This window comes from Pantoea sp. BL1, from assembly GCF_000963985.1.
GTDB lineage: Bacteria > Pseudomonadota > Gammaproteobacteria > Enterobacterales > Enterobacteriaceae > Pantoea > Pantoea rwandensis_B.
This window is the reverse complement of sequence record NZ_JZRH01000061.1, coordinates 13,222-37,378: the sequence shown is the minus strand read 5'-3', so window position 1 is coordinate 37,378 and position 24,157 is coordinate 13,222. Positions and strand designations below refer to the sequence as shown.

Genomic DNA, 24,157 nt, shown 5'->3' with positions numbered 1-24,157 from the left:
AGCTGGATTAGAATATCCAGCCTGCGTGACGGACGAAATCACTCTGCAGGCTGGTGGCTTTATCCCACTCGCCGCTGAGCGCCAGTTGATGACACAAGCGTGTCAACGACAGGCGCGCCAGTTGATAGGCCTGAATACGGAATAAACGGTCGCGATCGGCATTGCCCATCTCCTGCACTAAGCGGTGATGGAGCTTGCCCATGGCATGCAGATAGCTTTGGTCGTCGCCGTTAAGCTCGCAGATTTCTGCCATGTCGAGACAGGTGTCGTTAAAGCGACGCAGTTGGTCAATAGTACAATCGGTGCGGTTGAGCTTAGCCTGAGCCATGTAGAAGTCGACGGTGATATCACGCACTGAAAACTTATATTCATCGATTTTGTGTTGTAACCAGGCTGAGACGGTAAGCGTCATGTCGCTACCCTAAATGGGTTAATGATAATCATTATCATATTCAACCGCGTCAGGAATGCAATTCCCGCAATGAAATTTTATTGATTTCCTTTGCCTGTTACTAAAATCGGCAATAACAATCTCTTTACATTGAAGAAAGGCGTAACCTATCAATCATGACGATGTCGTAAAGTTGAATTTCTAAATTTTACGTCATTTTAACGGGTTACGCTGGCGTGGCGCGCACGGGAATGCCGCTCACAAGCTCGATTGAAGAGACTATGCTTAATAAAGCCACAGTAAAAAACAGCACGAGATGATTATCCCTGCAAAACAAGAGGTTGAAGTGGTATCTGATATCACTACCATAGGGGGATAGCCTGAAAAGGCCCAGACTTACGAGGTAGCACTATGTCATCAGTAAATGCAGCTTCCTTTTCACCCGACGATTTCGTCTGGAAAGGGCTTACGCTGACCGAATCGGCAGCGAAACAGATTCTTAACCTGGTTGAGGCGGATCCTGAAGTTAAGGGCCTTAGATTGGGTGTGAAGCAGTCCGGCTGTGCCGGTTTTGGGTACGTTATGGATCTGACAAAAGAGCCAGCCGATGACGACCTGACGTTTGAGCAATTCGGCGCAAAATTATTTGTGCCTCTTCAGGCTATGCCGTTTGTTGACGGTACCGAACTGGATTATGTCCGTGAAGGCCTGAACCAGATTTTTAAATTCAACAACCCTAAAGCTCAGCACGCCTGCGGGTGCGGTGAGAGTTTTGGCGTCGAGTAAGTAAAATGTCACGACACAGCGAAGCATCTGACGATGTACAAACGTGGGAAGGTAGCCTGAATTATAAAGAAGGCTTCTTTACCCAGTTGCAAACCGACGAATTGGCACACGGCATCAATGAAGATGTGGTGCGTGCCATTTCGGCCAAACGTAACGAACCTGAGTGGATGCTGGAATTCCGCCTCAAGGCCTTCCGTGCCTGGTTAGAGATGGAAGAACCACATTGGTTGAAAGCCAACTACGCCTCACTCGATTATCAGGACTACAGCTACTATTCCGCGCCGTCTTGCGGCAATTGCGATGATAGCTGCGCGTCTGAACCGGGTGCGAAGCAAACATCTGGCAGCGTAGCGTCAAGCGATTACCTGACGAAAGAAGTGGAAGACGCTTTCAATCAGTTGGGTGTTCCGGTACGTGAAGGACGTGAAGTCGCCGTTGATGCGATTTTTGACTCTGTTTCCGTATCCACCACCTATCGTGACAAACTGGCTGAGCAAGGCATTATCTTCTGCTCATTCGGTGAAGCGATTCACGATCATCCAGAGCTGGTGCAGAAGTATCTCGGTACTGTGGTTCCCCACAACGATAACTTCTTCGCAGCATTGAACTCTGCTGTGGCTTCAGACGGTACTTTTGTTTACATCCCTAAAGGCGTGCGTTGCCCGATGGAGCTGTCGACTTATTTCCGTATCAACGCGGCGAAAACCGGTCAGTTCGAACGTACCATTCTGATCGCCGATGAAGACAGCTATGTCAGCTATATCGAAGGCTGCTCCGCGCCGGTGCGTGACACCTACCAGCTGCACGCCGCAGTGGTTGAAGTGATCATTCACAAAAACGCCGAAGTGAAATATTCCACCGTACAGAACTGGTTCCCGGGCGGTGAAGGCGAGGGCGGTATCCTCAACTTCGTGACCAAGCGTGCGCTGTGTGAAGGCGACCACAGCAAGATGTCCTGGACACAGTCAGAGACGGGATCAGCCATCACCTGGAAATATCCAAGCTGTATCCTGCGTGGTGATTACTCTGTGGGTGAATTCTACTCTGTCGCACTGACCAGCGGCCGTCAGCAGGCGGATACCGGTACCAAGATGATCCACATTGGTAAAAACACCAAGTCGACCATCATCTCGAAAGGGATCTCTGCCGGTAAGAGTGAGAACACTTATCGTGGTCTGGTAAAAATCATGCCAACCGCGACCAACGCGCGTAACTTCACCCAGTGTGACTCGATGCTGATTGGTGCCGAGTGCGGTGCGCACACCTTCCCTTATGTGGAAACGCGCAACAACACAGCACAGCTGGAACATGAAGCCACCACCTCGCGTATTGGCGAAGACCAGATGTTCTACTGCCTGCAGCGCGGCATTAGCGAAGAAGATGCGATCTCAATGATCGTCAACGGCTTCTGCAAAGATGTTTTCTCCGAGCTGCCACTGGAATTCGCCGTGGAAGCGCAAAAACTGTTGGCTATCAGCCTTGAGCACAGTGTGGGCTGATGCCACACGCGTTGCCGGAAGCAATGTGAAGGAAAGAGTATGTTAAGCATTAAAGATTTACAGGTTAGCGTTGAAGACAAAGAGATTTTGCGCGGCCTGAACCTTGAAGTGAAGCCGGGCGAAGTCCACGCCATCATGGGCCCTAACGGCTCGGGTAAAAGTACCCTGTCTGCAACGCTGGCAGGTCGTGAAGATTACGAAGTGACCGGTGGTTCGGTCAGCTTCCATGGCAAAGATCTGCTGGAACTCGAGCCAGAAGAGCGCGCGGGCGAAGGCATCTTCATGGCGTTCCAGTATCCGGTCGAGATTCCGGGCGTCAGCAACCAATTCTTCCTGCAGACTTCTGTGAATGCGGTGCGCAAATACCGTGAGCAGGAAGAGCTGGATCGTTTTGATTTCCAGGACTTCATCGAAGACAAAATTAAACTGCTGAAGATGCCTGAAGATCTGCTGACCCGTTCAGTGAACGTTGGCTTCTCCGGTGGTGAGAAGAAGCGTAACGACATTCTGCAGATGGCCGCTCTTGAGCCAGAACTGTGCATCCTGGATGAAACCGACTCCGGTCTGGATATCGATGCGCTGAAAATCGTCGCTGAAGGCGTTAACAGCCTGCGTGACGGCAAGCGTTCATTCATTATCGTGACCCACTACCAGCGCATCCTGGATTACATCAAGCCAGATCACGTGCACGTGCTGTATCAGGGCAAAATCGTTAAGTCTGGCGATTTCTCGCTGGTTAAACAGCTGGAGGAGCAAGGCTATGGCTGGCTTACCGACGAAGAGTGATAACGCCCTGCAACAGTGGCATCACCTGTTTGAATCGCGCGGTGAGGTGCGTTCTCTGCAGGCTCAGCAGCACTGGCAGCAATTAATGCGTGTCGGCTTGCCGACCCGTAAGCATGAAAACTGGAAATACACCGCGCTGGATGGCCTGTTCGCCAACCAGTTCGTGCTGCCAGAAGCGCAGACCGTTACGGCGGAGCAGGTAGCTGCATTGGCGCTGCCGGTGGATGCGGTGCGTCTGGTGTTTGTTGATGGCCGCTTCCAGCCTGAGCTGAGCGCGCGCGACACCGATCTGTTTGACGTGCAGCACAGCCGTGCGGCTGAACGCCGCCCGTTGCCGGCTGCGGTGCAGCCAGAAGTGTTCCTGCATCTGACCGAAAGCCTGGCGGAAGAAGTGACTTCCATTCGTCTGGCGCGCGGCAAGTCGGCGGCACGTCCGCTGTATTTACTGCACATCACCAGCGGCAAAGCCGATGCGTTGAACACCGTTCATCACCGCCATCATCTTGAGCTGGAGCAGAGCGCCGAAGCTGAAGTGATTGAGCATTACGTGACGCTGAACGGTGCGGCACACTTTACTGGTGCTCGCTTTACCTTTGCTGTCGCCGACAATGCCCAACTGAAACACATTAAGCTGGCGTTTGAAGAGAGCAGTAGCTATCACTTTGCACACAATGACATCGTGATTGGTCGTGATGCGCAGGTCAGCAGCACCAGCTTCCTGCTGGGGGCCGGCTTGTCTCGTCACAACACCAGCGTGCAGCTCAACGGTGAAAACACCCAGCTGTCACTGAACAGTCTGGTGTTGCCGATCAACGCTGAAGTGGCGGATACCCGCAGCTATCTGGAACACAACAAAGGCTACTGCCTGAGTCGTCAGCTGCACAAAACCATCTCGCGCGATAAGGGCCGTTCGATTTTCAACGGTCACATTAAAGTGGCGAAGCATGCACTGAAAACTGACGGACAGATGACCAACAACAACCTGTTGCTCGGTCGCCTGGCGGAAGTGGACACCAAGCCGCAGCTGGAAATCTATGCGGATGATGTGAAGTGCAGCCATGGCGCAACGATTGGTCGTATCGACGATGAGCAGATGTTCTATCTGCGCTCGCGTGGTATCCCTGAAGATGCCGCACAGCAGATGATTATCCATGCGTTCGCAGCTGAATTGACCGAACTGCTGGAAGAAGAACCGCTGCGCCAGCTGGTGCTGGAACGCATTAGTGCGCGTTTCCCTGGAGTTGAGTTATGACTTTCGATCTCGAACGAATCAGAGCGGAATTTCCGATTCTGAAACGTGAGGTCAACGGACATCCGCTGGCCTACCTTGATAGCGCGGCCAGCGCTCAGCGCCCGCTCGCGGTTATCAATGCGGAAAGTTATTTTTACCAGCACGGCTATGCCGCCGTGCACCGTGGCATCCACTCGCTCAGTGCGCAAGCCACCACCGATATGGAAAACGTGCGTACACAAGCCTCGCGTTTTCTCAATGCGGCATCGCCAGAAGAGATTATCTTCGTTAAAGGCACCACTGAAGGCATCAATCTGGTGGCCAACAGTTGGGGCGGCAGTCAGCTGCAATCGGGCGATAACATCATCATCACGGAGATGGAGCACCACGCTAATATCGTGCCGTGGCAGATGGTGGCGCAGCGTACCGGTGCAGAGATTCGCGTTCTGCCGCTTAACGAGCAAGGTGAATTAGCCCTTGAGCAACTGAGTGGGTTGATCGACAGCCGCACACGCCTGTTGGCGGTGACGCATGTTTCCAACGTGCTCGGTACCGTAAACCCGGTAAAAGCCATCGTCGCACAGGCGAAAGCCGCTGGCGTGATCACGCTGGTCGATGGTGCTCAGGCGGTGATGCATCACAAGGTGGATGTGCAGGATATCGATTGCGATTTCTACGTCTTCTCGGGCCATAAAATTTATGGCCCGACCGGCATCGGCGTACTGTATGCGCGTAAAGCACTGCAGGAGATCATGCCACCGTGGGAAGGCGGTGGTTCGATGATCGATCAGGTGATGCTGCCAACTGGCACCACCTGGAACAGCACGCCATGGCGTTTTGAAGCCGGCACACCGAATACCGGTGGCATTATCGGCTTAGGCGCGGCGCTGAACTGGATCAGTGAGCTGGGATTGGATGTCATCAACGAACGTGAGACGTCACTGATGCGTTATGCATTAGATAAGCTCGCGTCGGTGCCAGACCTGATTATCTACGGTCCTGCACAGCGCAGTGGCGTGGTGGCATTCAACCTTGGTAAGCATCATGCATTCGACGTCGGGAGTTTCCTCGATCAATACGGCATCGCGATCCGCACCGGACATCATTGCGCTATGCCTCTGATGCGCCATTATGCGGTGCCCGCGATGTGTCGTGCCTCGTTTGCACTGTATAACAGTGAAGAAGAAGCCGATCGCCTGGCAGCAGGTTTGACGCGTATTCATCGTCTGCTGGGCGGTTGAGCAGATTTCAGGAGTTATCCATGGCGAATTTGCCAGAGAAAGAGAAGCTGGTGCGCAACTTTAACCGTTGCGCTAATTGGGAAGAGAAGTATCTCTACATCATTGAACTCGGTGCGAAATTACCAGAATCCTCTGAAAGCTTACAGCAGCCAGAGTATGTGATTTCCGGTTGCCAGAGCCAGGTGTGGATCCGCATGACCCCACAAGCTGATGGCACCATCGCCTTTGAAGGGGACAGTGATGCCGCCATCGTTAAGGGCTTGATTGCGGTGGTATTTAGCCTCTATCAGGGCTTGCAAGCGCAGGAGATTCTCGCGCTGGATGTCGGTCATTGGTTCGCAGAATTAGAGTTGACTCAACACCTCACTCCTACACGTTCTCAAGGATTGGAAGCGATGATTCGCGCGATCCGTCATAACGCTCAAAGCCTCAGCTAAGTTACACTCTCCAGACCCCGGCATGACCGGGGTCTGTTCCATCCGACAAAGAGAAAATTGCATGAAACCAGCGTTACGTTTAGCCGGTGCATTGCTGTTGTCCTGCTTCGGACTTTCTGCACCTGCATTTGCAACGGAATATCCCCTGCCAGCCGATAACAGCCGTTTAATTGGCGAGAATACCCTGACCACTGTCCCTGACGACAAACGGCCCTTAGAGAGCATCGCAGCGCATTATAAGATTGGGATGCTCGGCATGCTGGAGGCCAATCCTGGTGTCGATCCCTGGCTGCCGAAAGCGGGGACGCAACTGACGGTTCCATTACAAATGCTGCTGCCTGATGCTCCTCGTGAAGGCATCGTCATCAACCTTGCGGAGCTGCGTCTCTACTACTATCCGAAAGGGGAGAATAGCGTGGTGGTGTATCCGATCGGGATCGGCCAGTTGGGCGCTGCGACACCCAGCATGGTCACCAGCATCAGCCAGAAAATCCCCAATCCCACCTGGACGCCTACCGTCAATATCCGCAAACGCTACGCGAAAGAGGGCATCACCTTACCGGGTGTCGTTCCGGCCGGGCCAGACAACCCGATGGGGCTGTTTGCGATGCGTCTGGCGCGCGGGACCGGCCAGTACTTGATCCACGGCACCAACGCCGATTTCGGTATTGGGATGCGCGTGAGCTCGGGCTGTATTCGTTTGCGTCCGGATGATATCGAAGCGCTGTTCAACAGCGTGCCGAAGGGAACGAGGGTGCAGATCGTTAACGAGCCGATCAAGTATGCGGTGGAACCGGATGGCAAGCGTTACGTAGAGGTGCATCAGCCGTTGTCGCGCAATGAGAAGGACGATCCGCAAACGATGCCGATTGCGTTGACCGCAAAATCTAAGGCGTTTATCAATAGCCAGAAGAGTGACACGGCACTGATCAAAGAGGCGATGGCGCGTCGTTCAGGGATGCCCGTACTGGTGAGCAGCGGCGAACCCGTTACGCAGGACACGGCGTTACCGGATGTACTGCAAACGCAGCAGAGTGGCGCTGGGGCAGGACAAGCGACCATCAGTCAGGCGATGGGTGAGAGCGGCGCGAAACCCTGATTCAGAACCAAAATCAGGACAAAAAAAATGGTGCCACATGGGCACCATTTTTCAAACCAGAACTCTTACTTACGGTAAGAGTGAGCCTGGTTGTCCAGACGCTGGTTAGCGCGAGCTGCGTCATCTTTAGCAGCCTGAACGTCAGAACGGATTGCGTTCACGTCGTTGCTCAGCTGGTCAACTTTAGCGTTCAGAGTCTGAACGTCTGAAGACAGCTGGTCGATTTTAGCGTTGCTTGAGCAACCAGCCAGCAGAGTTGAACCCAGAATTACCGCGCCCAGTACCAGTTTAGTACGATTCATTATTAATACCCTCTAGAATTGAGTTAATCTCCATGTAGCGTTACAAGTATTACACAAAGCTTTTTGAGTTGAGAATAAATTTTTGATGAGAACATGCTTAAATTTGATCGTTCGCTCAAAGAAGCAGCGTTTCGCAGAAGATGATGAAAATATTTAGCTAAAACAGAGAGATTTAATCGGACTAACCTTAATTGTGCGGGATATTGAATAGTTATTATCGATTGGAAAAATCTGGATTTTGTATTAGCGCAAGAATAAAAAAAGCGCCCCAAAAAGGCGCTTTTAAATAAAACTTCAGGCAAAACTCAGAGTACGTGGACTGAAGCGGTGTTGGTCGTGCCACTTGGAACCAGCGCACCTGATACCATCACCACAACATCGCCTTTCTGTGCATAGCCACTTTCCAGCGCCATTTCCTTGCCAATACGGTAGAAATCATCCGTTGAGGCAATTTCAGTCACCAGACGCGTCTCTACGCCTTTGCTCAGAATCAGCTGACGTGCGGTGGTCGCATTGGTGGTCAGCGCCAGAATGGTGGCATCCGGGAAGTATTTACGAATCGCTTTGGCAGACTTACCGCCTTCGGTCGCCACCACAATAACAGGGGCTTCCAGCTTTTCTGCTGTTTCCACTGCGCCGCGACAAACCGCTTCAGTGATGCGCATTTTGCGTGAATCCTGCAGCTCACCGATGCGTGATTTCATTACGCGGTCGGTACGCTCACAGATGGTTGCCATGATAGTCACGGATTCCAGCGGGTAACGACCCTTAGCACTTTCACCCGACAGCATTACCGCATCAGTACCATCAAGGATGGCGTTCGCCACGTCGCCTGCTTCCGCGCGGGTAGGGCGTGGGTTCTTGATCATGGAATCCAGCATCTGCGTCGCAGTGATAACCACTTTGCGTGCTTTATTACATTTCTTGATCATCATCTTCTGCGCGAAGATCACTTCTTCAACCGGGATCTCAACACCCAGGTCACCACGTGCAACCATGATGCCGTCAGAGGCTTCCAGAATCTCGTCGAAGTTGTTCAGGCCTTCCTGGTTTTCGATTTTAGAGATGATCTGGATATGCTCGCCGCCGTGGGCTTTCAGGTGCTCGCGAATTTCCAGTACATCCGAACGTTTGCGGATAAAGGAAGCCGCCACGAAGTCAACGCCTTGCTCGCAGCCGAAGATCAGGTCACGTTTGTCTTTTTCAGCCAATGCTGGCAGCTGGATAGAAACACCTGGCAGGTTAACGCCTTTGTTTTCACCGAGGTCACCGTTGTTCAGCACATGACAGACGACAGTGTTTTCTGTCACTTCAGTCACCTGCATACCAATCAGGCCATCATCGACCAACACGGTGTTGCCGATTTTCAGGTCTTCGGTGAAGCCTGCATAGGTCACAGCAACACGTTCGCTGTTACCAATCACTGACTGATCGGTGGTGAAAGTGAAAGTCTGGCCGGCTTTCAATGCAACATCGTTGCCGCCTTCCAGCTTCATGGTACGAATTTCAGGACCTTTGGTGTCCAGCAGAATCGCGGCCTGACGACCGGTTTTTTCCATGACGGCACGCATGTTAGTGATGCGCTGACCATGTTCGGCATAATCCCCGTGAGAGAAGTTCAGGCGCATGACGTTCATGCCCGCTTCCAGCAGTTGAGTCAGCATCTCTTCAGATTCGGTTTTCGGACCGATAGTACAAACAATCTTGGTCTTTTTCATGTCAGGTTTTCTGTAAGTTGTGATGGATGATAGAGGTCGGGATTCGCCGCGCAAGGCAGCGAAGTGAAAATGTGTATGGTGTTGGTTTGGATCGTACAGGAGTAAGAATAGGTGACAGAGGCTAAGCGTGCAGAGAAGTTATGCAGTACGCGAGGGAACTGGCAGAGCAGTGTTGCGCAAATCATTTGAGTTGTTTGCATAGGCACGTTAGAGCTGAAACCTTTCAGGTGGACAACGCGGCATAGTATAGACGCTAAGTATGCGAAAACCAATATAAAAGCTGAGAGAGAAAACGATACAGATCAAGGAAAGGGGTGTTGCGCAAAGAGAGGGAAAACAAAGAGTGGTGCGCTCTAATGGACTCGAACCATCGACCCCCACCATGTCAAGGTGGTGCTCTAACCAACTGAGCTAAGAGCGCATTTTAGAAATTTGGTGCGTCCGAGTGGACTCGAACCACCGACCCCCACCATGTCAAGGTGGTGCTCTAACCAACTGAGCTACGGACGCACTTGGTGCGCTCTAATGGACTCGAACCATCGACCCCCACCATGTCAAGGTGGTGCTCTAACCAACTGAGCTAAGAGCGCAACATGCTGTCAGGGCGACAGCGGGGACGAATATTAACGGCAGGCCGCGATGCTGGCAAGGGAAAAAATGATTTTCCATGACGACTGACCAGCATCTGTGCGACCCGCTGTTTTTTTAGGCATTGCGGGAGCAAATAACGGCCTGTTCAGCCACTTAGCGGGCCGCGCGCGCCAAAATTATCTGCGCCGGCAAACGTTGCAACCGAAGAATACGCCAAATCATCATCACGGCAGCAGACGTCAGGCCGACAATAAATCCGCACCAGAATCCTGCTGGACCGAGTGGCGGTACCACCCAGTCGGTAAGCGCCAGAATATAACCCACCGGCAAACCCAGCACCCAATAGGCAATCAGGGTGATAAAGAAGATTGAGCGCGTATCTTTGTAGCCGCGTAGAATCCCGCTACCTATGACCTGAATGGAATCGGAGAACTGATAGATGGCAGCAAGCAGCATAAGCTGGGCGGCCAGCGTAATCACTTTTGGATTGGCGGTGTAAAGTGCGGCGATATGTTCACGGAAGGTGACGGTGAAGATCGCTGTGATAGCGGCCATGCTGATACCGACACCTTGTCCCGTCCATGCTGCCACGCGCGCCTGTTCAGTTGAGCCCTGCCCAAGACGATAGCCGACGCGGATGGTGGTCGCGACACCGAGTGACAGTGGCAGAACGAACATCAGCGAACTGAAATTAAGCGCAATCTGATGACCCGCGACTTTGACGATCCCCAATGGCGAAACCAGCAGTGCCACCACCGCAAACAAGGTGACCTCAAAGAACAGTGCCAGCGCAACCGGTAACCCGAGGGAAAACAGCCGAGACAGGATGACGCGTGAGGGTGGTGACCAGCGGCTGTTCATGCGAATATCGCGCATGCTCGCCATGCGTTTAACCCAGAAACGCATCACAATAAACATCACCCAGTAAACCGAGGCGGTGGCGACACCACAGCCTACGCCCCCGAGAGCGGGCATACCGAAATGACCATAAATGAACACGTAGTTCAGCGGAATGTTAACCAGCAAGCCCAAAAAGCCCAGCAGCATGGCTGGCTTGGTTTTTGATAATCCATCGCACTGATTACGTGCCACCTGGAAGAACAGGTAACCGGGTGCACCCCACAATAATGCATGCAGGTAGCCTTCGGCTTTCGCGGCCAGTTGCGGATCGATATCGTGCATGGCATGAATCAGATACCCTGCATTCCACAGCACCAGCATAATCAGCAAGGCGACTGCCAGCGCCAGCCAGTAACCCTGACGCACTTGTTCCGCGATGCGTTCGCGCCGTCCTGAGCCGTTGAATTGTGCAACGGTGGGCGTCAACGCCAGCAGAAGACCATGACCAAACAGAATGGCGGGAAGCCAGATAGAGGTGCCGACAGCAACGGCGGCCATATCCGTGGCGCTCACCGCACCGGCCATAATGGTATCCACAAAACCCATCGCCGTCTGAGCCACCTGAGCAAGGATGACCGGGATCGCGAGGGCCAGCAATTGACGCGCTTCTGTTAAATACTTCTGCACGTAACACCTGCTTGAATTAAGAAGAGAAGAGGGGGATATCCCCAAAGAATGCGCGGCATAGTGTAGCGGTAGCGCTGCGTTCCACCAAACTTTGATCGCATTTTGTTAAGTTAATTGTGTAAAGTTTGAACTCCGGCAAATTAAACCGCGCAACCCAAGCTGTGATAAACTGGGGCAAACTTCGCAGAGGCTGAAAGTATGTTTACTGGAATTGTGCAGGGCACGGCCGAAATTATCGCCGTGGAAGAAAAAGAGTTGTTTCGTACCCATATCGTTCGTCTGCCGGAAGAGCTCTTACCGGGATTAGCGTTGGGGGCATCGGTGGCGCACAACGGTTGCTGCCTGACGGTGACGGCGATTGAGGGCGATCGCGTGAGCTTCGACCTGATCAAAGAAACCCTGCGCATTACCAACCTGGGAGAATTAGCGGTTGGCGATGTAGTGAATATTGAGCGCGCGGCGAAGTTCAGTGATGAAATTGGCGGACATTTAATGTCTGGCCATATTATGACCACTGCAGAAATCTGCAAAATCATTCAGTCAGAAAATAACCGTGAAGTGTGGTTTAAATTGCAGGATGCTTCTCAGATCAAATATATCCTGCATAAAGGTTTCGTCGGTATCGATGGCATCAGCCTGACCGTGGGTGACGTCACCAAGAGTAAATTCTGCGTGCATCTGATTCCAGAAACCCTGGAGCGCACCACGCTGGGCGCGAAAAAACTGGGGCATAAGGTGAATATTGAGATCGATCCCCATACTCAGGCGATTGTCGAGACGGTGGAACGCGTGCTGGCTCAGCGCGAAGCTGCGGCCATTGCGCTGGCGCAAGCCGCAGACGCAGAGTAATCCAATAAAAAAGGCGCCGCGGCGCCTTTTCTCTTGCTGTCATTGATTAACGCGCAACGCGTAAACCCCCTTCTTTACCGCGACTAAAGACCACCTGCCACAATTGGATGTCACGCGCGCGGAAAGCGCCGGCGCAAGCATTGAGGTAATAACTAAACATCCGTTTGAAGCGCTCGCCGTATTTTTCTTCAAGCTGCGGCCAGGACGCCAGGAACCGTTCATGCCATGCCATTAATGTGGTGTCATAATCCGCACCAAAATTATGCCAGTCTTCCATAATAAAATGTTTTTCGCTGGCATCCGCAATCTGGCGCACGGACGGTAAACATCCATTGGGGAAGATATATTTATCAATCCAGGGATCCACATTCATGTCGGTGGTGATGGCGCCAATGGTATGCAGTAAAAATATGCCGTCTGGTTTGAGATTGCGATCGGCAACATCAAAATAAGTGGCATAGTTTTTCGGCCCCACGTGTTCAAACATCCCGACAGACACGATGCGATCAAACTGCAAATTCAAATCGCGGTAATCCTGCAGCAAGATGGTGACGTCCAACCCTTCGCAGCGTTGCTGTGCCAACTTCTGCTGTTCTGCAGAAATGGTCACACCCTGCACTTTAACACCGTAGTTGCGTGCGGCAAATTCCGCCAATCCGCCCCAGCCGCAACCGATATCCAGCAGCGTCATGCCAGGTTCAAGCTGCAATTTACGGCAGATCATATCCAGCTTGGCAGACTGAGCCTGTTCCAGTGTCTCTGCGTCTTTCCAGTAACCGCAGGAGTACTGCATAAAGGGATCGAGCATCAGTGAAAAAAGATCGTTACCGAGGTCGTAATGCTCTTTCCCGACAATCCAGGCACGTTTTTTCGACTGTAAATTGGTTAAACGCGCGGCCGCAATACGCAAGGTATCTTTAAAATGACGCGGGAGTTGTTTATCCAGATGGTGTTGCAGAACGCGATGGAAAAAGACATCTAATTGTTCGCATTCCCACCAGCCATCCATATAACTTTCGCCCAGACCTAGCGATCCTTCCTGCAAAACACGTTTGAAAAAATCCGGATGCTTGACCTGAATATCCCAGGGGCGTGTGCCATTGACTGCAACATCAGCGCGTTCCAGTAATTCGTTGACGATGCGAAACCAGTGGTTTTCTTCAAGGCTCACTTCTTCTATACACGATGAACTCATAGCTTCTCCATCACCCTTCCGATTTGAACCTGTGGAAATAATAGTCAATTTCCTAAGGCCTGTGAGAGAACTCACGGAAAATCCGTGCGCCAGATATCCGACGTTTTACAGAGGTATGAATCTGAATAGAAATGTCTGTCATCAATCAGGAGAGGAAGATCGTGCAGACGCCATCCCAGCGACAGAGTCGCTTAAAATTAATGCAATTATGTTATTGATTTGTTGCAGAAATGCTGACCCACTGAGTATATGCTCACGTGGGTCAATATTCAACGAGTTATCGTTAGTTTGCTAACGATAATCGTTGCATCAGTGATTATCTTCGCAGGGACGGGAGGTGTGAGCAATATCACTTTGTGCGTTTAGGCTGCGTTGCCAGATGAAACCGGCCCATGCCAGAACTACCGTGGCTACCATCACCAGCGTGGTGTTGTAAAGCGCTTGTTGTAATCCGGCCGAGACCAGCAGGCTGGCAATAAAGCATAAGCCCAGTTGCAGCAGGTTTTGAAGTCCTGCCGCCTTACCTGTGGCATGTGGGAAGGGCGCTAATGCACTGGCCACCACAACCGGATAGATAGCGCCATTCGCCAGTGCCATGCCGCAGAAGGGCAGCAGCAGTGCAATCAAAGAGGGCGCGGGCATCATCGCGACGACAAACAGACTCAAAATGCTCAGGCTGTAGAGCACCAACAGCCATGGCAGCAGTTGTGACCCTTGATAACGGCTCAGCATCGCACGGCAACCAAAGCCACCAATCAGAAACGCAATGGTCTGCGGAATATAGCTCAGACCAATATCGGCGGGGGTTAAACCCGCTGACGCCAGGATAAAGGGCGAACCGGTTAACCAGGCAAAGAAACTGGCAGAACACGCCGAGTAAATCAGCACGTTGCCGCTGTAAACACGCGTGGTGAGCAGATTCAGCCAGCCGGGTTGCGGGGTATGATCGGCTTTGGTTTTTTTAGGCGCAGCAAGTTGCAAGGTTCCGATGATCAGCAGCACGGTGATGATCGTCAGCGCGATAAAGATGCTGCGCCAGTGGAAATGGCCCATCAGCCACGCTCCCAGTAAAGGGGCCAGCGCGGGGGAAAGGGCAACCAGCGGCATAATGGTGGCGAACACTTTGTTAGCCTGGGCTTTGGGATAGCGATCGACCACCAGTGCCTGCCAACTGACCGCAGCGGCGCACACACCAACAGCCTGCACAAAGCGCAGTGCCAGCATCATGTTGACGTCCGTCACCCATAACATTCCCAGGCAACCCAGGGCAAAAATCGTCAAACCTGCCAGTAAAATCGGTTTACGTCCAAAACGGTCTGACAGCGGTCCCCAGAATACCTGCGCGCAGGCAAATCCACCGAGAAACAGACTGAGGCTGGCGCTGATGGTACCCGGTGCGGTGGCGAAGTCGCGTTGCATGTCCCCAAAAGCGGGCAGATACATATCCGTAGCGAGGAAACCGAGCATACTGAGCACGGCAAGGTAGGGAATAAATCCTTTTGACGACAACATAGTGATTCTCATTGGCAGATTGAACGCCGGGGAGTGTAAAAGAGTGCGTCATTCTTTGTGAAACGCTAATATTTGCGCAGTGCTGTTAAAATTTTTGAAGGCAGAAATATGTGGTCTGAATATGCGCTGGAAGTGGTGGACGCTGTCGCGCGCAATGGCAGTTTTAGTGCTGCGGCCCAGGAGTTGCATCGCGTGCCCTCTGCCGTCAGCTACACGGTGCGTCAGCTGGAAACCTGGTTGGCCGTTCCGTTGTTTGAGCGTCAGCACCGTGAGGTGGTTTTAACCCCTGCAGGCGAGCATTTTGTGCGGGAAGGGCGATCTGTTATCAAAAAAATGCTGGCAACCCGCAGGCAGTGCCAGCAACTGGCGAATGGCTGGCGCGGACAGCTCAGTATTGCCGTGGATTGCATTGTAAAACCACAGCGTACCCGGCAACTGGTAAAGGACTTTTACCGTCATTTCCCTGATATGGAATTGATTATCAGCTACGAGGTATTTAACGGTGTATGGGATGCCTTAGCGGACGGGCGGGTCGATGTGGCGATTGGCGCCACTCAGGCGATCCCTGTAGGCGGACGTTTTGCGTTTCAGGACATGGGTGCCCTTAACTGGCGTTGTGTGGTCAGTCCCGACCATCCTCTGGCCGCGCATGCTGAACTTAATGAAGAAGCGCTGCGTGCCTGGCCATCGCTGGTATTGGAAGATACCTCTCGCGCATTACCACGACGCATGACCTGGACATTGGATAATCAGCGGCGTTTGGTGGTGCCAGAGTGGGAAACGGGAATGGACTGTTTGCAGGCGGGATTGTGCGTGGGCATGGTGCCAGGCCACCTCGCGCGACCTTTACTCGACAATGGCGCGCTGGTGGAGTTATCACTGCCGCAGTCGTTTCCGGAAAGCCCCTGCTGCGTCAGCTGGTCAGAACAGCGCGCGTCACCCGCGCTGGAGTGGTTACTCGCCTATCTCGGCGATGCTGAAACGCTGAACCACGAATGGCTCAGCGAAAATCAGCATTAACGGCGGTAGTCGCGGAATGGACCGTCCGCCACAGAGCGCCGCTCAATCAATGTTGGTTGCACTTCTATGGTTTGCGGCTCTTCGCGTTTGCTGGTGATACGATCCAGTAACATTTCCAGTGCTTTCTCGCCCAACTGAGCCTTCGGCTGGTGGACCGTGGTCAGCGCCGGGGTGAAATAGCGCGCGTTGCGCACGTTATCATAGCCAATAACGGAGATATCCTGCGGCACGCGCAGCCCCATCTCATCGGCGGCACAAATCGCGCCCATCGCCATAATATCGCCACCACAGAACACGGCGGTCGGACGCTGTTTCTGATTAAGGATCTGCTGCATCGCCTGATAACCCGATTCTGGCTCGAAGTCGCCCTGAACTACCCATTCCGGCCGCACGGTCACACCGGCTTCGCTCATCGCCTGCAGGAAGCCCGCATGGCGCCCCCCGCCGGTGTTGCGCTCCATTTGGCCCGGAATGGCACCAATATCACGGTGGCCGCGCTCAATCAGGTAACGACCCGCCAGATAACCGCCGTGGAAGGCGTTATCCTGCACGGTATCGGTGAAGTCGCCGCGAGAGGCACCCCAGTCCATGACCACCATCGGGATATTGCGGTTCTCTTCCAGCATCTGCAGCAAATCGTCAGGATACTCGGAGCACATGACTAACAGCCCATCCACACGCTTTTGCGCCATCATCGAAAGATAAGCGCGCTGCTTTTGTAAATCGTTGTGCGCATTGCCCAGAATCAAGGTATAGCCGCGTTCGAAACAGTGGTTCTCAACGGCTTCAATAATTTCGGCAAAATAGGGCGCTTCACTGGAGGTGGCCAACAGTCCCAGCGTTTTGGTGTGATTCACCTTCAAACTGCGCGCAACGGCGCTCGGCGAATAGTGCAGCTCTTTGATCGCTTCCCATACGGCGTTACGCGTTTCCTCTGCGACAAAACGCGTTTTGTTGATGACATGCGAAACGGTGGTAGTAGATACACCGGCGCGTTTCGCTACATCTTTAATTGTTGCCATGAAAAAGGTACTCCCCGGCTTATCGCAACTTACTGATAAGTATATTGTTAAACGTTTGCGTCTGCGAAGGGTTTTACGCCCTAAAAAGGGGGCAAATCTGCCGTTTCAGGCAGGGAAAATCACTTCAGCAGGCTGTAAATACAGCATGCGCAAAATCAGTTGCGCAACGAAAGGCGGCGATTCTAGCAAGCCAACGCGGATAAGACGAGATTTTTGCCCACCGCTGTGCGAAAATTGTTTTAACCCTAATAAATGTGTGACTAAGGAGTAGTGATGAGTACAGATTTAAAGCTGGCGCTAATGACCACGGTTGGCGCACTGTTGATGATTATTGCGTTTAGCTTCACTGCCATTCTTCATTGATTCAAAACGCATCAATAAAAAAAGCCGGCACTGATTAAGCGTCCGGCTTTTTTTGTGGCGAGAGCCACAGGATGTTGTTGCGCAACAATCAGCGAATAGTTTTTGGTGTCATCATACGGCGCGCACCCACATAGTGTTTCTGCCAGTAGTCTTCGCCTAATGCACTAATTTGAATGTCTTTACCGGTGCGTGGAGACTGGATGAATTTACCGTTGCCGAGGTAAACGCCCACATGATCGGCAGTCCCGCGATTATTGATGCGGAAGAATACCAAATCCCCTTTCTCCAGCATCTCACGCTTAATAGGTGCGGCATCGTGCAGGTGATACATCTCATTCGCCGTGCGCGGGAATTTGTATTTCACCAAATCCTTATACGCGTACCACACTAAACCACTGCAATCGAAACCGGTATGAGGTGAGGTGCCCCCCCACTGGTAAGGCTTGCCCAGTTGTCCCATCAACTTCGTCATCGCGGTTTCGCGTGCCTTTTGGTAGCGCAGGCGGTGGGATTTGCTCATCTTGATACCGGTGAGTCCCTGAACTTCATCGTCCACATCAGGGGACTTTTTCGCGAGACGTTGATGGCCATACTTTTTCAATGGCGACTTCAGCAGGGATTTTTTGCGGCTGGATTTGTTTAAGGCGGTTTCGGTTTTACTCTGCTTTTTCAGCTTGAGCTTCTGCACGGTAGTCAGGCGAGACTTTTTAGCCGTTGTTTTAACCGGGCGTCGCTTGCGGCGCTCATCTTCGCGCGCACTTTTTTTCTCGGCGTTATGCAAACTGGCATTAATCGGGGCATGCTGGGAAGCAGAAGCCACGTTAAAGAACAGTTGGGCAAAGGCCAGTATGAAAAGCGTAATCAGTAAACGCATAGTCCGGTTACAGGTTAAGCAGTCTGGCAAAAAGCAGGCTGCGGCAGAGTAAGAGAAATCTGATCAACGATCAGCGCCGAAGCAATTCTAATCCACTTTTTTTCCAAAAGGTAAGGCCTTTTTCCATTAATCTGTTACCAGGCAGATAATGTCGCTAAATTGAGCGATTTCAGCTGTTTAACGCAGCGAAATTATTGCTAATTATTAATTTGTTCATGCTTATTAATGATAGGAAAATGTTATCTATCCTGTTTGCACTTAACAAACATGGCGATCAGCCGGTCGGTAACGCAAAATCCCGTTTTCAGTGTGGGGCTGAAGTCGCTACAATAAACAAACACGAAGTGAAGGATTAAGGAAGGCAATAATGAGTACTGTTGAAAAAATTCAGCGCCAGATCGCAGAAAACCCGATTCTGTTATACATGAAAGGTTCCCCGAAACTGCCAAGCTGCGGTTTCTCTGCACAGGCTGTGCAGGCGCTTTCTGCCTGTGGTGAGCGCTTCGCGTATGTTGATATCCTGCAGAACCCGGATATCCGCGCTGAAATGCCGAAATTCGCTAACTGGCCAACCTTCCCGCAGCTGTGGGTCGATGGTGAGCTGGTGGGCGGTTGCGACATCATCGTTGAGATGTTCCAGCGTGGCGAATTGCAGCCGCTGGTAAAAGAAACCGCTGAGAAGTATAAAGAAGCGGAATAATTGCGAAGGCCGACAAATGTCGGCCTTTTCTTTGAAAATCTATCGTTCAATCAGCCAATCAGCCAATCAGCCAATCAGCCAATCAGCCAATCAGCCAATCAAGCCCATCAGGCAGAGGCGTCGTCTTCCGTCTGTTCTTCACTGAAAGCCAGTGGCCAACCTCCCAAACGTTTCCAGCGATTGACCAGCTCACAGAACAGCGTGGCTGTTTGTTCAGTGTCGTAGAGCGCCGAGTGCGCCTGTGTGCTGTCAAACTCCATTCCTGCCGCTTTACAGGCTTTCGCCAGCACGGTCTGTCCCAATACTAAGCCGCTCAGTGCTGCAGTATCAAAGGTCGCAAAAGGGTGGAAGGGATTTCGCTTCAGGCTGGCGCGTTCGGCCGCTGCCATCACAAAATTCAAATCGAAGGTGGCATTGTGCGCCACGATAATCGCGCGATTGCAGCCATGATCTTTGGTGCCTTTACGTACCATCTTGAAAATGGCATGCAGCGCCTCGTACTCGCTTACCGCACCACGTAAAGGGTTGGAGGGATCGATGCCCGTAAACGCCAGTGCCGCAGGATTGAGGATCGCGCCTTCGAACGGCTCAACGTGAAAGTGCAGGGTTTCATCACGGTGTAACCAACCGTCCTCATCCATCTTAAGCGTGGTCGCTGCAATTTCCAGCAGTGCATCGGTTTGCGCGTTAAAGCCGGCAGTTTCGACGTCAATAACCACAGGATAAAAACCACGGAAGCGTTGATGAAGAGCGTTTAAGGCGTTCGATTCAGACATCAGGATCTCATAGCAAGAAATGGGGCAGCGCGCATTATGGCAAAAATTACGGGAGGGTGCAGCAGGAGAGGGAAGTCAGCCTGCAAATTAGCAGACTGACTAACGGCATCAATGACCGAGGCCGTGACCAGCGTGTTTGTTTTCGATCAGCTCGATTTTGTAACCATCGGGATCTTCAACAAAAGCAATGATGGTGGTGCCGCCTTTAACCGGACCGGCTTCACGCGTTACGTTGCCACCGACACTGCGGATACGTTCACAGGTCTCTGCAACGTTATCGACGCCCAGCGCAATATGGCCATAAGCATTGCCGAGGTCATACTTATCAACGCCCCAGTTGTAGGTCAATTCGATCACCGCGCCTTCACTCTCTTCGGTGTAACCCACGAAAGCCAGGGTGTATTTGTATTCGGTGTTTTCGCTTTGACGCAGTACGCGCATGCCCAGCACACGAGTATAAAAATCGATAGAACGTTGCAGATCGCCAACGCGTAACATGGTGTGAAGTAAACGCATAACATCCTCTTTTGAAAAGTCATCAGGGAATGACAAAGACTAGCAAGTATAGCCAGTTAATGCCCTGAAGAAACAGCACTGCCGCACATCCGGTGCGGCAGCCTGGTTCTTACAGGGTTGGGTAATCCGTATAGCCCTCAGCGCCGCCGCCGTAGAAGCTTTCCGGGCGCTGTGGATTCAGCGGTGCGTCTTGCTGCAGACGCTCAACCAAATCCGGGTTAGCAATAAAGTCGCGACCAAAGGCCACAGCATCGATCAAGCCGCGCGCAATCAGGTCGTCGGCTTTTTCAACGGTGTATGCACCCGCACCGATGATCACGCCCGGGAACAGCGCACGAACTTTAGCACGGAAAGCATCGCTGTAAGGCTGGCCACCGGCCCAGTCTGGTTCGGAAAGGTGCAGATACGCCAGGCCACGCTGCCCCAGTTCGGAGATGTACCACAGCGCTGCTGCTTCTTCGTCTGCACCATTTTCCAGATTCTGGAAGGCACCAATTGGCGAAATACGGATGCCGATACGATCGGCAGACCAGTTCGCAATCGCCGCATCCACCACTTCCAGCGCAAAACGACCACGCTTCTCGATCGAGCCGCCGTATTCATCGGTACGCTGGTTAGAACCCGGCGCCAGGAACTGGTGCATCAGGTAGCCGTGGGCAGAATGCAGTTCCAGCAGGTCGAAATCGGCTTCACGCGCGTTCGCTGCCGCCTGGCCGAAATCTTTAACGATCTGCTGAATTTCTGCCACGCTCAGTTCACGTGGCAGTGAGGTGTCTTCACGGTAAACGGTGCCATCTTCAGCGCGCAGTGAAGTACGAGTTCCGGCAGCAATAGCTGAAGGCGCTACGGGCGCTTTGCCTTCAGGCTGAACGCTGTTGTGCGAAATGCGGCCGGTGTGCCACAGTTGCACCGCGCTGTGCCCCTTCGCGGCGTGAATGCTTTCGTTGATCACTTTCCACGCGGCGATTTGCTGCTGAGTATGCAAACCCGGTGCGCCAGCATAACCTTTCGCCTGGAAAGAGATCTGCGTTGCTTCAGTAATGATCAGACCGGCGCTGGCGCGCTGCTGATAATATTCCGCCATCAGCGGAGTAGGAATGTCGCCGGGCTCGATGCTGCGCAGACGCGTCAGCGGTGCCATGAAGACACGGTTAGGTACGGTAATCGCGCCCACTTTAAGTGGGGAGAACAGCTGTTTACTCGCCATGATGACTCCTGTAAGTAGACCGGTCGTCTAGAAACTGCGGTTTTTAAAAATCAGTGGCCATTCAGCCACTGTTCAATGGTTTCAAGTGCCAGGCTTATCGGCCCTGGCTCTCGTGAAATTTTGCTTTGTAAACTGGCACCCAGCCATAATAAATAACAGCGCTGGGCCAGTTGCTCGGGCGTTTGTCCGTAAGGTAGCGCCTGTTCAGCAGCGACCTCACTCAGACAGCGGGCGTAAATTGCGATAGTCGCGCTGGCACCGTGTTGTAACGCATCGCGCATCGGCTCTGACAAATCACACACTTCCGCTGATAACTTGACGCCGAGGCAGCCTACTATATGACCCTGCTCGATAAACAGCGTTGCGCCATAGCGGAAGTGCGCCAGCAAACGTTCCCGTGCCGATAACCCCGGCTGACTTAACTGCTGTTCAATCTGTTGCAGATAGTGAACGAAATAGCGCTCCAGCAACGCGACGCCAAAAGCTTCTTTGGAGCGGAAGTAGTGATAAAACGAGCCTTTTGGCACTTCCGCCAGCGCCAGCATTTCGCTGAGCCCCATTCCGGTAAAACCGCGTTGCAGACAAACCTGCTCGCCAGTAGCGAGCAGATGTTCACGGGTTTCGTTGCGTTGCACAGTCTTGTTCATGGGTCACACAGTATTAGACCAGTCGGTCTAATGCAAACCTTATCCGGCATTTTGGCACGATCTGATCATGTCCAGTTGCGGTTGGTACTCTTGTGTCTGGATGTTGAACATGCCCAAAACCGTATGGAAAAGATTGTCTTGCGACACTTTTTCACTCGCAGCCTGCTGGCGTAAACAGGACTCATTAATGTGGAACGCCGACGCATAGCCGGGTGACATCCACATCAGCAGTGGGATGTGCGTCTGCTGTGAAGGGGCAAACAGATAGGGCGCACCGTGAAGATACATACCATGTTCACCCAATGATTCACCGTGATCCGAGAGATACACCAATGCGACGTTAAAGCGATCGCTTAATGCTTTGAGTTTATCAATGGTGCGGCTCACCATATCGTCGGTATACAGCAAAGAGTTGTCATAGGTGTTTACCAGCGCCTGATGATCGCAATCCTGAATCTGGTTGCTATCGCAGGTAGGCGTGAAGCGACGAAATTCTGCCGGATAGCGCTGATAATAGGCCGGGCCATGGCTGCCCATTTGATGCAAAACGATAATCCCGTCATTGTGCAGGCTGTCCACGTAGTGATCAAAACGATGCAGCAGAACATCATCCAGACAGAAACCATCGTGACAATATTGCGACAAATTCCACTGCGTCATATCCGTGTGCGGCACGCGATCGCAGGCACCTTTACAACCGCCATCGTTTTCACGCCACAGCACGCTCACCCCGGCATGTGCCAGAATATCGAGTACGCCTTCCTGGTGATGGGCCAGATTGGCATCATAATGTTCACGCGGCATGTTAGAGAACATGCAGGGTACGGAGATGGCCGTTTCCGTGCCACACGAACTGGCATCGGGATAGTAGATAACCTGCTGCTTTTTCAGCTCAGGGTTGGTTTCACGTGCATAGCCGCCAAGAGAAAAGTTCTCAGCACGTCCGGTTTCGCCTACCACCAATACCACCAGCGTTTTCTTCGGTTCAGCCGCGATCAGCGGGCCTTTTTTGGCATCCTGGCCAATTTTGACCAGCGCCTGGCTGCCTTGCAGATAACGCTGATCGACGTAATGACCGGTACCGCTGACGATATTGGCTGGGGTGATCATCTTCACCAGCCCTTTATTGTTACGAATGAGCGAGGCGTAATCTTTGTAGAACAGCACCGCCATCAGCAGAATCAGCAGAATGGCGCCCAACGCCCCGGCCAAACGTTGCAGCAGGCTCCACCACCAGCGTTGTCCGGTTTTAATCCGCACCATGCAGATGGCGGCGACGGGCACCAACCCCATCAAAATCATCCACACCACGTAGCTGCTGCTGATCAGCGCACCGGCCTCCTGAGCATCCGATTCAAACACGTTTTCAATCATGTTGGTGTCGATCACCGTGCCGAAACTGTGCATAAAGTAGTTAGCGGCGGCGCTGACCAGCACCAATAGAATCAGCAGCGGCTTGCGCGCATAGGGCCATGCCAGCAGTGAGAAAATCAGATAGAAAGCTGAGGCCAAAACCACCGGAATGCTGGCCGCAAACAGATAATCGTGCAGGCGATCGTAAGGGATAATTTCCCATGCGCGTAGCAGAAACAGGGCGTTGAGCACGAAGGTAAAAAACAGGGCGGCAATCAGATTAAAACTGCTGGTGTGGCACTGTAACTTGTTCGGGAATTTCATGAAAACTCAATGGCTGGATGGAATGTGACAATCGTATGAATACAACATGAGGAAAACCTTAACGCTTATTAAACAGTACCCAACCAAAGGTTTCTGCGCTGGCTTCAATGGTAAATATCCGTTTCCGTGGCAATGGCTGGATGAAATGTGGGCGAACTGCGTATACGCTTTGCACAATGTCACTATGCTGT

The 24,157-nt window shown here is 52.4% G+C and carries 24 protein-coding genes and 3 tRNA genes; 11 read left to right on the top strand and 16 right to left on the bottom strand.

Going from position 1 to position 24,157, the window contains the following annotated elements:
* Positions 1–7 precede the first annotated feature (7 nt).
* Positions 8–412, bottom strand: a complete 405-nt coding sequence (locus VH86_RS22895) for a hypothetical protein (RefSeq protein WP_045813973.1) — start codon at positions 410–412, stop codon at positions 8–10.
* A gap of 390 nt (positions 413–802) precedes the next feature.
* On the opposite strand from VH86_RS22895, the gene sufA reads away from it, so the two are divergent.
* The 7 genes from sufA (at position 803) to VH86_RS22860 (ending at position 7,470) form a co-directional block, all read left to right on the top strand.
* Positions 803–1,177 carry a Fe-S cluster assembly scaffold SufA gene (gene sufA / locus VH86_RS22890; protein WP_038647312.1) on the top strand — a complete coding sequence of 125 codons (375 nt, stop codon included), beginning with the start codon at positions 803–805 and terminating at the stop codon, positions 1,175–1,177.
* Positions 1,178–1,182: 5 nt separating this feature from the next.
* The gene (sufB, locus tag VH86_RS22885; protein ID WP_038647310.1) at positions 1,183–2,676 is read left to right on the top strand and encodes a Fe-S cluster assembly protein SufB; all 1,494 of its coding nucleotides are present in this window, start codon (positions 1,183–1,185) and stop codon (positions 2,674–2,676) included.
* A 39-nt stretch (positions 2,677–2,715) separates the two neighbouring features.
* Positions 2,716–3,462 carry a Fe-S cluster assembly ATPase SufC gene (gene sufC / locus VH86_RS22880; protein WP_034821684.1) on the top strand — a complete coding sequence of 249 codons (747 nt, stop codon included), beginning with the start codon at positions 2,716–2,718 and terminating at the stop codon, positions 3,460–3,462.
* Entirely contained in the window at positions 3,437–4,714 is a 1,278-nt protein-coding gene (sufD, locus tag VH86_RS22875; RefSeq protein WP_045834210.1) for a Fe-S cluster assembly protein SufD, read from the top strand. The genes sufC and sufD overlap by 26 nt, the downstream gene beginning before the upstream one ends.
* Positions 4,711–5,934 carry a cysteine desulfurase SufS gene (gene sufS / locus VH86_RS22870; protein ID WP_038647306.1) on the top strand — a complete coding sequence of 408 codons (1,224 nt, stop codon included), beginning with the start codon at positions 4,711–4,713 and terminating at the stop codon, positions 5,932–5,934. Before sufD ends, sufS begins: the two co-directional genes overlap by 4 nt.
* A gap of 20 nt (positions 5,935–5,954) precedes the next feature.
* Positions 5,955–6,371, top strand: coding sequence for a cysteine desulfuration protein SufE (gene sufE, locus VH86_RS22865; RefSeq protein WP_038647304.1), 417 nt, complete (start codon positions 5,955–5,957; stop codon positions 6,369–6,371).
* Positions 6,372–6,432: 61 nt separating this feature from the next.
* Positions 6,433–7,470, top strand: coding sequence for a L,D-transpeptidase family protein (locus VH86_RS22860; protein WP_045834209.1), 1,038 nt, complete (start codon positions 6,433–6,435; stop codon positions 7,468–7,470).
* Between the two features lie 65 nt (positions 7,471–7,535).
* Here VH86_RS22860 and VH86_RS22855 read toward each other — a convergent pair whose 3' ends face one another.
* From VH86_RS22855 to VH86_RS22830, 6 genes are all read right to left on the bottom strand, one after another.
* Positions 7,536–7,772 (bottom strand): major outer membrane lipoprotein, encoded by a 237-nt coding sequence (locus tag VH86_RS22855; protein WP_007374746.1) that lies wholly within the window; start codon positions 7,770–7,772, stop codon positions 7,536–7,538.
* A 305-nt stretch (positions 7,773–8,077) separates the two neighbouring features.
* Positions 8,078–9,490: a pyruvate kinase PykF gene (pykF, locus tag VH86_RS22850; RefSeq protein ID WP_038647298.1), complete on the bottom strand. Its 1,413-nt coding sequence runs from the start codon at positions 9,488–9,490 to the stop codon at positions 8,078–8,080.
* A 344-nt stretch (positions 9,491–9,834) separates the two neighbouring features.
* A tRNA-Val gene (locus VH86_RS22845) sits at positions 9,835–9,911 on the bottom strand.
* A 12-nt stretch (positions 9,912–9,923) separates the two neighbouring features.
* Positions 9,924–10,000: transfer RNA gene (locus VH86_RS22840), tRNA-Val, on the bottom strand.
* A 3-nt stretch (positions 10,001–10,003) separates the two neighbouring features.
* Positions 10,004–10,080: transfer RNA gene (locus VH86_RS22835), tRNA-Val, on the bottom strand.
* A 154-nt stretch (positions 10,081–10,234) separates the two neighbouring features.
* Complete coding sequence (locus VH86_RS22830; RefSeq protein WP_045834208.1) at positions 10,235–11,608, bottom strand: MATE family efflux transporter; 1,374 nt, start codon at positions 11,606–11,608, stop codon at positions 10,235–10,237.
* Positions 11,609–11,806: 198 nt separating this feature from the next.
* Here VH86_RS22830 and VH86_RS22825 point away from each other — a divergent pair, with 198 nt between their 5' ends.
* Positions 11,807–12,457, top strand: coding sequence for a riboflavin synthase (locus VH86_RS22825; RefSeq protein ID WP_034821656.1), 651 nt, complete (start codon positions 11,807–11,809; stop codon positions 12,455–12,457).
* A 46-nt stretch (positions 12,458–12,503) separates the two neighbouring features.
* Here VH86_RS22825 and cfa read toward each other — a convergent pair whose 3' ends face one another.
* Positions 12,504–13,652, bottom strand: coding sequence for a cyclopropane fatty acyl phospholipid synthase (gene cfa, locus VH86_RS22820; RefSeq protein WP_045834207.1), 1,149 nt, complete (start codon positions 13,650–13,652; stop codon positions 12,504–12,506).
* Between the two features lie 309 nt (positions 13,653–13,961).
* The gene (gene punC, locus VH86_RS22815) at positions 13,962–15,164 is read right to left on the bottom strand and encodes a purine nucleoside transporter PunC (RefSeq protein ID WP_045834206.1); all 1,203 of its coding nucleotides are present in this window, start codon (positions 15,162–15,164) and stop codon (positions 13,962–13,964) included.
* Positions 15,165–15,272: 108 nt separating this feature from the next.
* On the opposite strand from punC, the gene punR reads away from it, so the two are divergent.
* Positions 15,273–16,184, top strand: coding sequence for a DNA-binding transcriptional activator PunR (gene punR, locus VH86_RS22810; RefSeq protein WP_045834205.1), 912 nt, complete (start codon positions 15,273–15,275; stop codon positions 16,182–16,184).
* Here the strand turns inward: punR and purR are convergent.
* The gene (gene purR / locus VH86_RS22805; RefSeq protein WP_038647288.1) at positions 16,181–17,206 is read right to left on the bottom strand and encodes an HTH-type transcriptional repressor PurR; all 1,026 of its coding nucleotides are present in this window, start codon (positions 17,204–17,206) and stop codon (positions 16,181–16,183) included. The genes punR and purR overlap by 4 nt on opposite strands.
* A gap of 273 nt (positions 17,207–17,479) precedes the next feature.
* On the opposite strand from purR, the gene VH86_RS25810 reads away from it, so the two are divergent.
* Positions 17,480–17,569, top strand: a complete 90-nt coding sequence (locus tag VH86_RS25810) for a YnhF family membrane protein (RefSeq protein WP_097119278.1) — start codon at positions 17,480–17,482, stop codon at positions 17,567–17,569.
* 88 nt (positions 17,570–17,657) lie between these two features.
* On the opposite strand, the gene VH86_RS22800 is transcribed toward VH86_RS25810, so the two are convergent.
* The gene (locus VH86_RS22800; RefSeq protein WP_045834204.1) at positions 17,658–18,443 is read right to left on the bottom strand and encodes a C40 family peptidase; all 786 of its coding nucleotides are present in this window, start codon (positions 18,441–18,443) and stop codon (positions 17,658–17,660) included.
* A 364-nt stretch (positions 18,444–18,807) separates the two neighbouring features.
* Here VH86_RS22800 and VH86_RS22795 point away from each other — a divergent pair, with 364 nt between their 5' ends.
* Positions 18,808–19,143, top strand: coding sequence for a Grx4 family monothiol glutaredoxin (locus VH86_RS22795; RefSeq protein ID WP_197079559.1), 336 nt, complete (start codon positions 18,808–18,810; stop codon positions 19,141–19,143).
* Between the two features lie 107 nt (positions 19,144–19,250).
* Here the strand turns inward: VH86_RS22795 and rnt are convergent, their stop codons facing one another.
* The 5 genes from rnt to eptA all read right to left on the bottom strand — a co-directional run bounded on the left by rnt (position 19,251) and on the right by eptA (position 23,966).
* The gene (gene rnt / locus VH86_RS22790) at positions 19,251–19,919 is read right to left on the bottom strand and encodes a ribonuclease T (RefSeq protein WP_045813980.1); all 669 of its coding nucleotides are present in this window, start codon (positions 19,917–19,919) and stop codon (positions 19,251–19,253) included.
* A gap of 108 nt (positions 19,920–20,027) precedes the next feature.
* The gene (gene gloA / locus VH86_RS22785; RefSeq protein ID WP_034821634.1) at positions 20,028–20,435 is read right to left on the bottom strand and encodes a lactoylglutathione lyase; all 408 of its coding nucleotides are present in this window, start codon (positions 20,433–20,435) and stop codon (positions 20,028–20,030) included.
* A gap of 109 nt (positions 20,436–20,544) precedes the next feature.
* Positions 20,545–21,642: an alkene reductase gene (locus tag VH86_RS22780; RefSeq protein WP_038647280.1), complete on the bottom strand. Its 1,098-nt coding sequence runs from the start codon at positions 21,640–21,642 to the stop codon at positions 20,545–20,547.
* Positions 21,643–21,692: 50 nt separating this feature from the next.
* Positions 21,693–22,289, bottom strand: coding sequence for a TetR/AcrR family transcriptional regulator (locus VH86_RS22775; protein WP_038647277.1), 597 nt, complete (start codon positions 22,287–22,289; stop codon positions 21,693–21,695).
* Between the two features lie 39 nt (positions 22,290–22,328).
* The gene (gene eptA / locus VH86_RS22770; RefSeq protein ID WP_045834203.1) at positions 22,329–23,966 is read right to left on the bottom strand and encodes a phosphoethanolamine transferase EptA; all 1,638 of its coding nucleotides are present in this window, start codon (positions 23,964–23,966) and stop codon (positions 22,329–22,331) included.
* Positions 23,967–24,157 lie beyond the last annotated feature (191 nt).

Bases quoted from the DNA above. Each gene is read 5' to 3' on its own strand.
- VH86_RS22895 (WP_045813973.1), bottom strand. From the start codon at position 412: ATGACGCTTACCGTCTCAGCCTGGTTACAACACAAAATCGATGAATAT.
- sufA (WP_038647312.1), top strand. From the start codon at position 803: ATGTCATCAGTAAATGCAGCTTCCTTTTCACCCGACGATTTCGTCTGG.
- sufB (WP_038647310.1), top strand. From the start codon at position 1,183: ATGTCACGACACAGCGAAGCATCTGACGATGTACAAACGTGGGAAGGT.
- sufC (WP_034821684.1), top strand. From the start codon at position 2,716: ATGTTAAGCATTAAAGATTTACAGGTTAGCGTTGAAGACAAAGAGATT.
- sufD (WP_045834210.1), top strand. From the start codon at position 3,437: ATGGCTGGCTTACCGACGAAGAGTGATAACGCCCTGCAACAGTGGCAT.
- sufS (WP_038647306.1), top strand. From the start codon at position 4,711: ATGACTTTCGATCTCGAACGAATCAGAGCGGAATTTCCGATTCTGAAA.
- sufE (WP_038647304.1), top strand. From the start codon at position 5,955: ATGGCGAATTTGCCAGAGAAAGAGAAGCTGGTGCGCAACTTTAACCGT.
- VH86_RS22860 (WP_045834209.1), top strand. From the start codon at position 6,433: ATGAAACCAGCGTTACGTTTAGCCGGTGCATTGCTGTTGTCCTGCTTC.
- VH86_RS22855 (WP_007374746.1), bottom strand. From the start codon at position 7,772: ATGAATCGTACTAAACTGGTACTGGGCGCGGTAATTCTGGGTTCAACT.
- pykF (WP_038647298.1), bottom strand. From the start codon at position 9,490: ATGAAAAAGACCAAGATTGTTTGTACTATCGGTCCGAAAACCGAATCT.
- VH86_RS22825 (WP_034821656.1), top strand. From the start codon at position 11,807: ATGTTTACTGGAATTGTGCAGGGCACGGCCGAAATTATCGCCGTGGAA.
- cfa (WP_045834207.1), bottom strand. From the start codon at position 13,652: ATGAGTTCATCGTGTATAGAAGAAGTGAGCCTTGAAGAAAACCACTGG.
- punC (WP_045834206.1), bottom strand. From the start codon at position 15,164: ATGTTGTCGTCAAAAGGATTTATTCCCTACCTTGCCGTGCTCAGTATG.
- punR (WP_045834205.1), top strand. From the start codon at position 15,273: ATGTGGTCTGAATATGCGCTGGAAGTGGTGGACGCTGTCGCGCGCAAT.
- purR (WP_038647288.1), bottom strand. From the start codon at position 17,206: ATGGCAACAATTAAAGATGTAGCGAAACGCGCCGGTGTATCTACTACC.
- VH86_RS25810 (WP_097119278.1), top strand. From the start codon at position 17,480: ATGAGTACAGATTTAAAGCTGGCGCTAATGACCACGGTTGGCGCACTG.
- VH86_RS22800 (WP_045834204.1), bottom strand. From the start codon at position 18,443: ATGCGTTTACTGATTACGCTTTTCATACTGGCCTTTGCCCAACTGTTC.
- rnt (WP_045813980.1), bottom strand. From the start codon at position 19,919: ATGTCTGAATCGAACGCCTTAAACGCTCTTCATCAACGCTTCCGTGGT.
- gloA (WP_034821634.1), bottom strand. From the start codon at position 20,435: ATGCGTTTACTTCACACCATGTTACGCGTTGGCGATCTGCAACGTTCT.
- VH86_RS22780 (WP_038647280.1), bottom strand. From the start codon at position 21,642: ATGGCGAGTAAACAGCTGTTCTCCCCACTTAAAGTGGGCGCGATTACC.
- VH86_RS22775 (WP_038647277.1), bottom strand. From the start codon at position 22,289: ATGAACAAGACTGTGCAACGCAACGAAACCCGTGAACATCTGCTCGCT.
- eptA (WP_045834203.1), bottom strand. From the start codon at position 23,966: ATGAAATTCCCGAACAAGTTACAGTGCCACACCAGCAGTTTTAATCTG.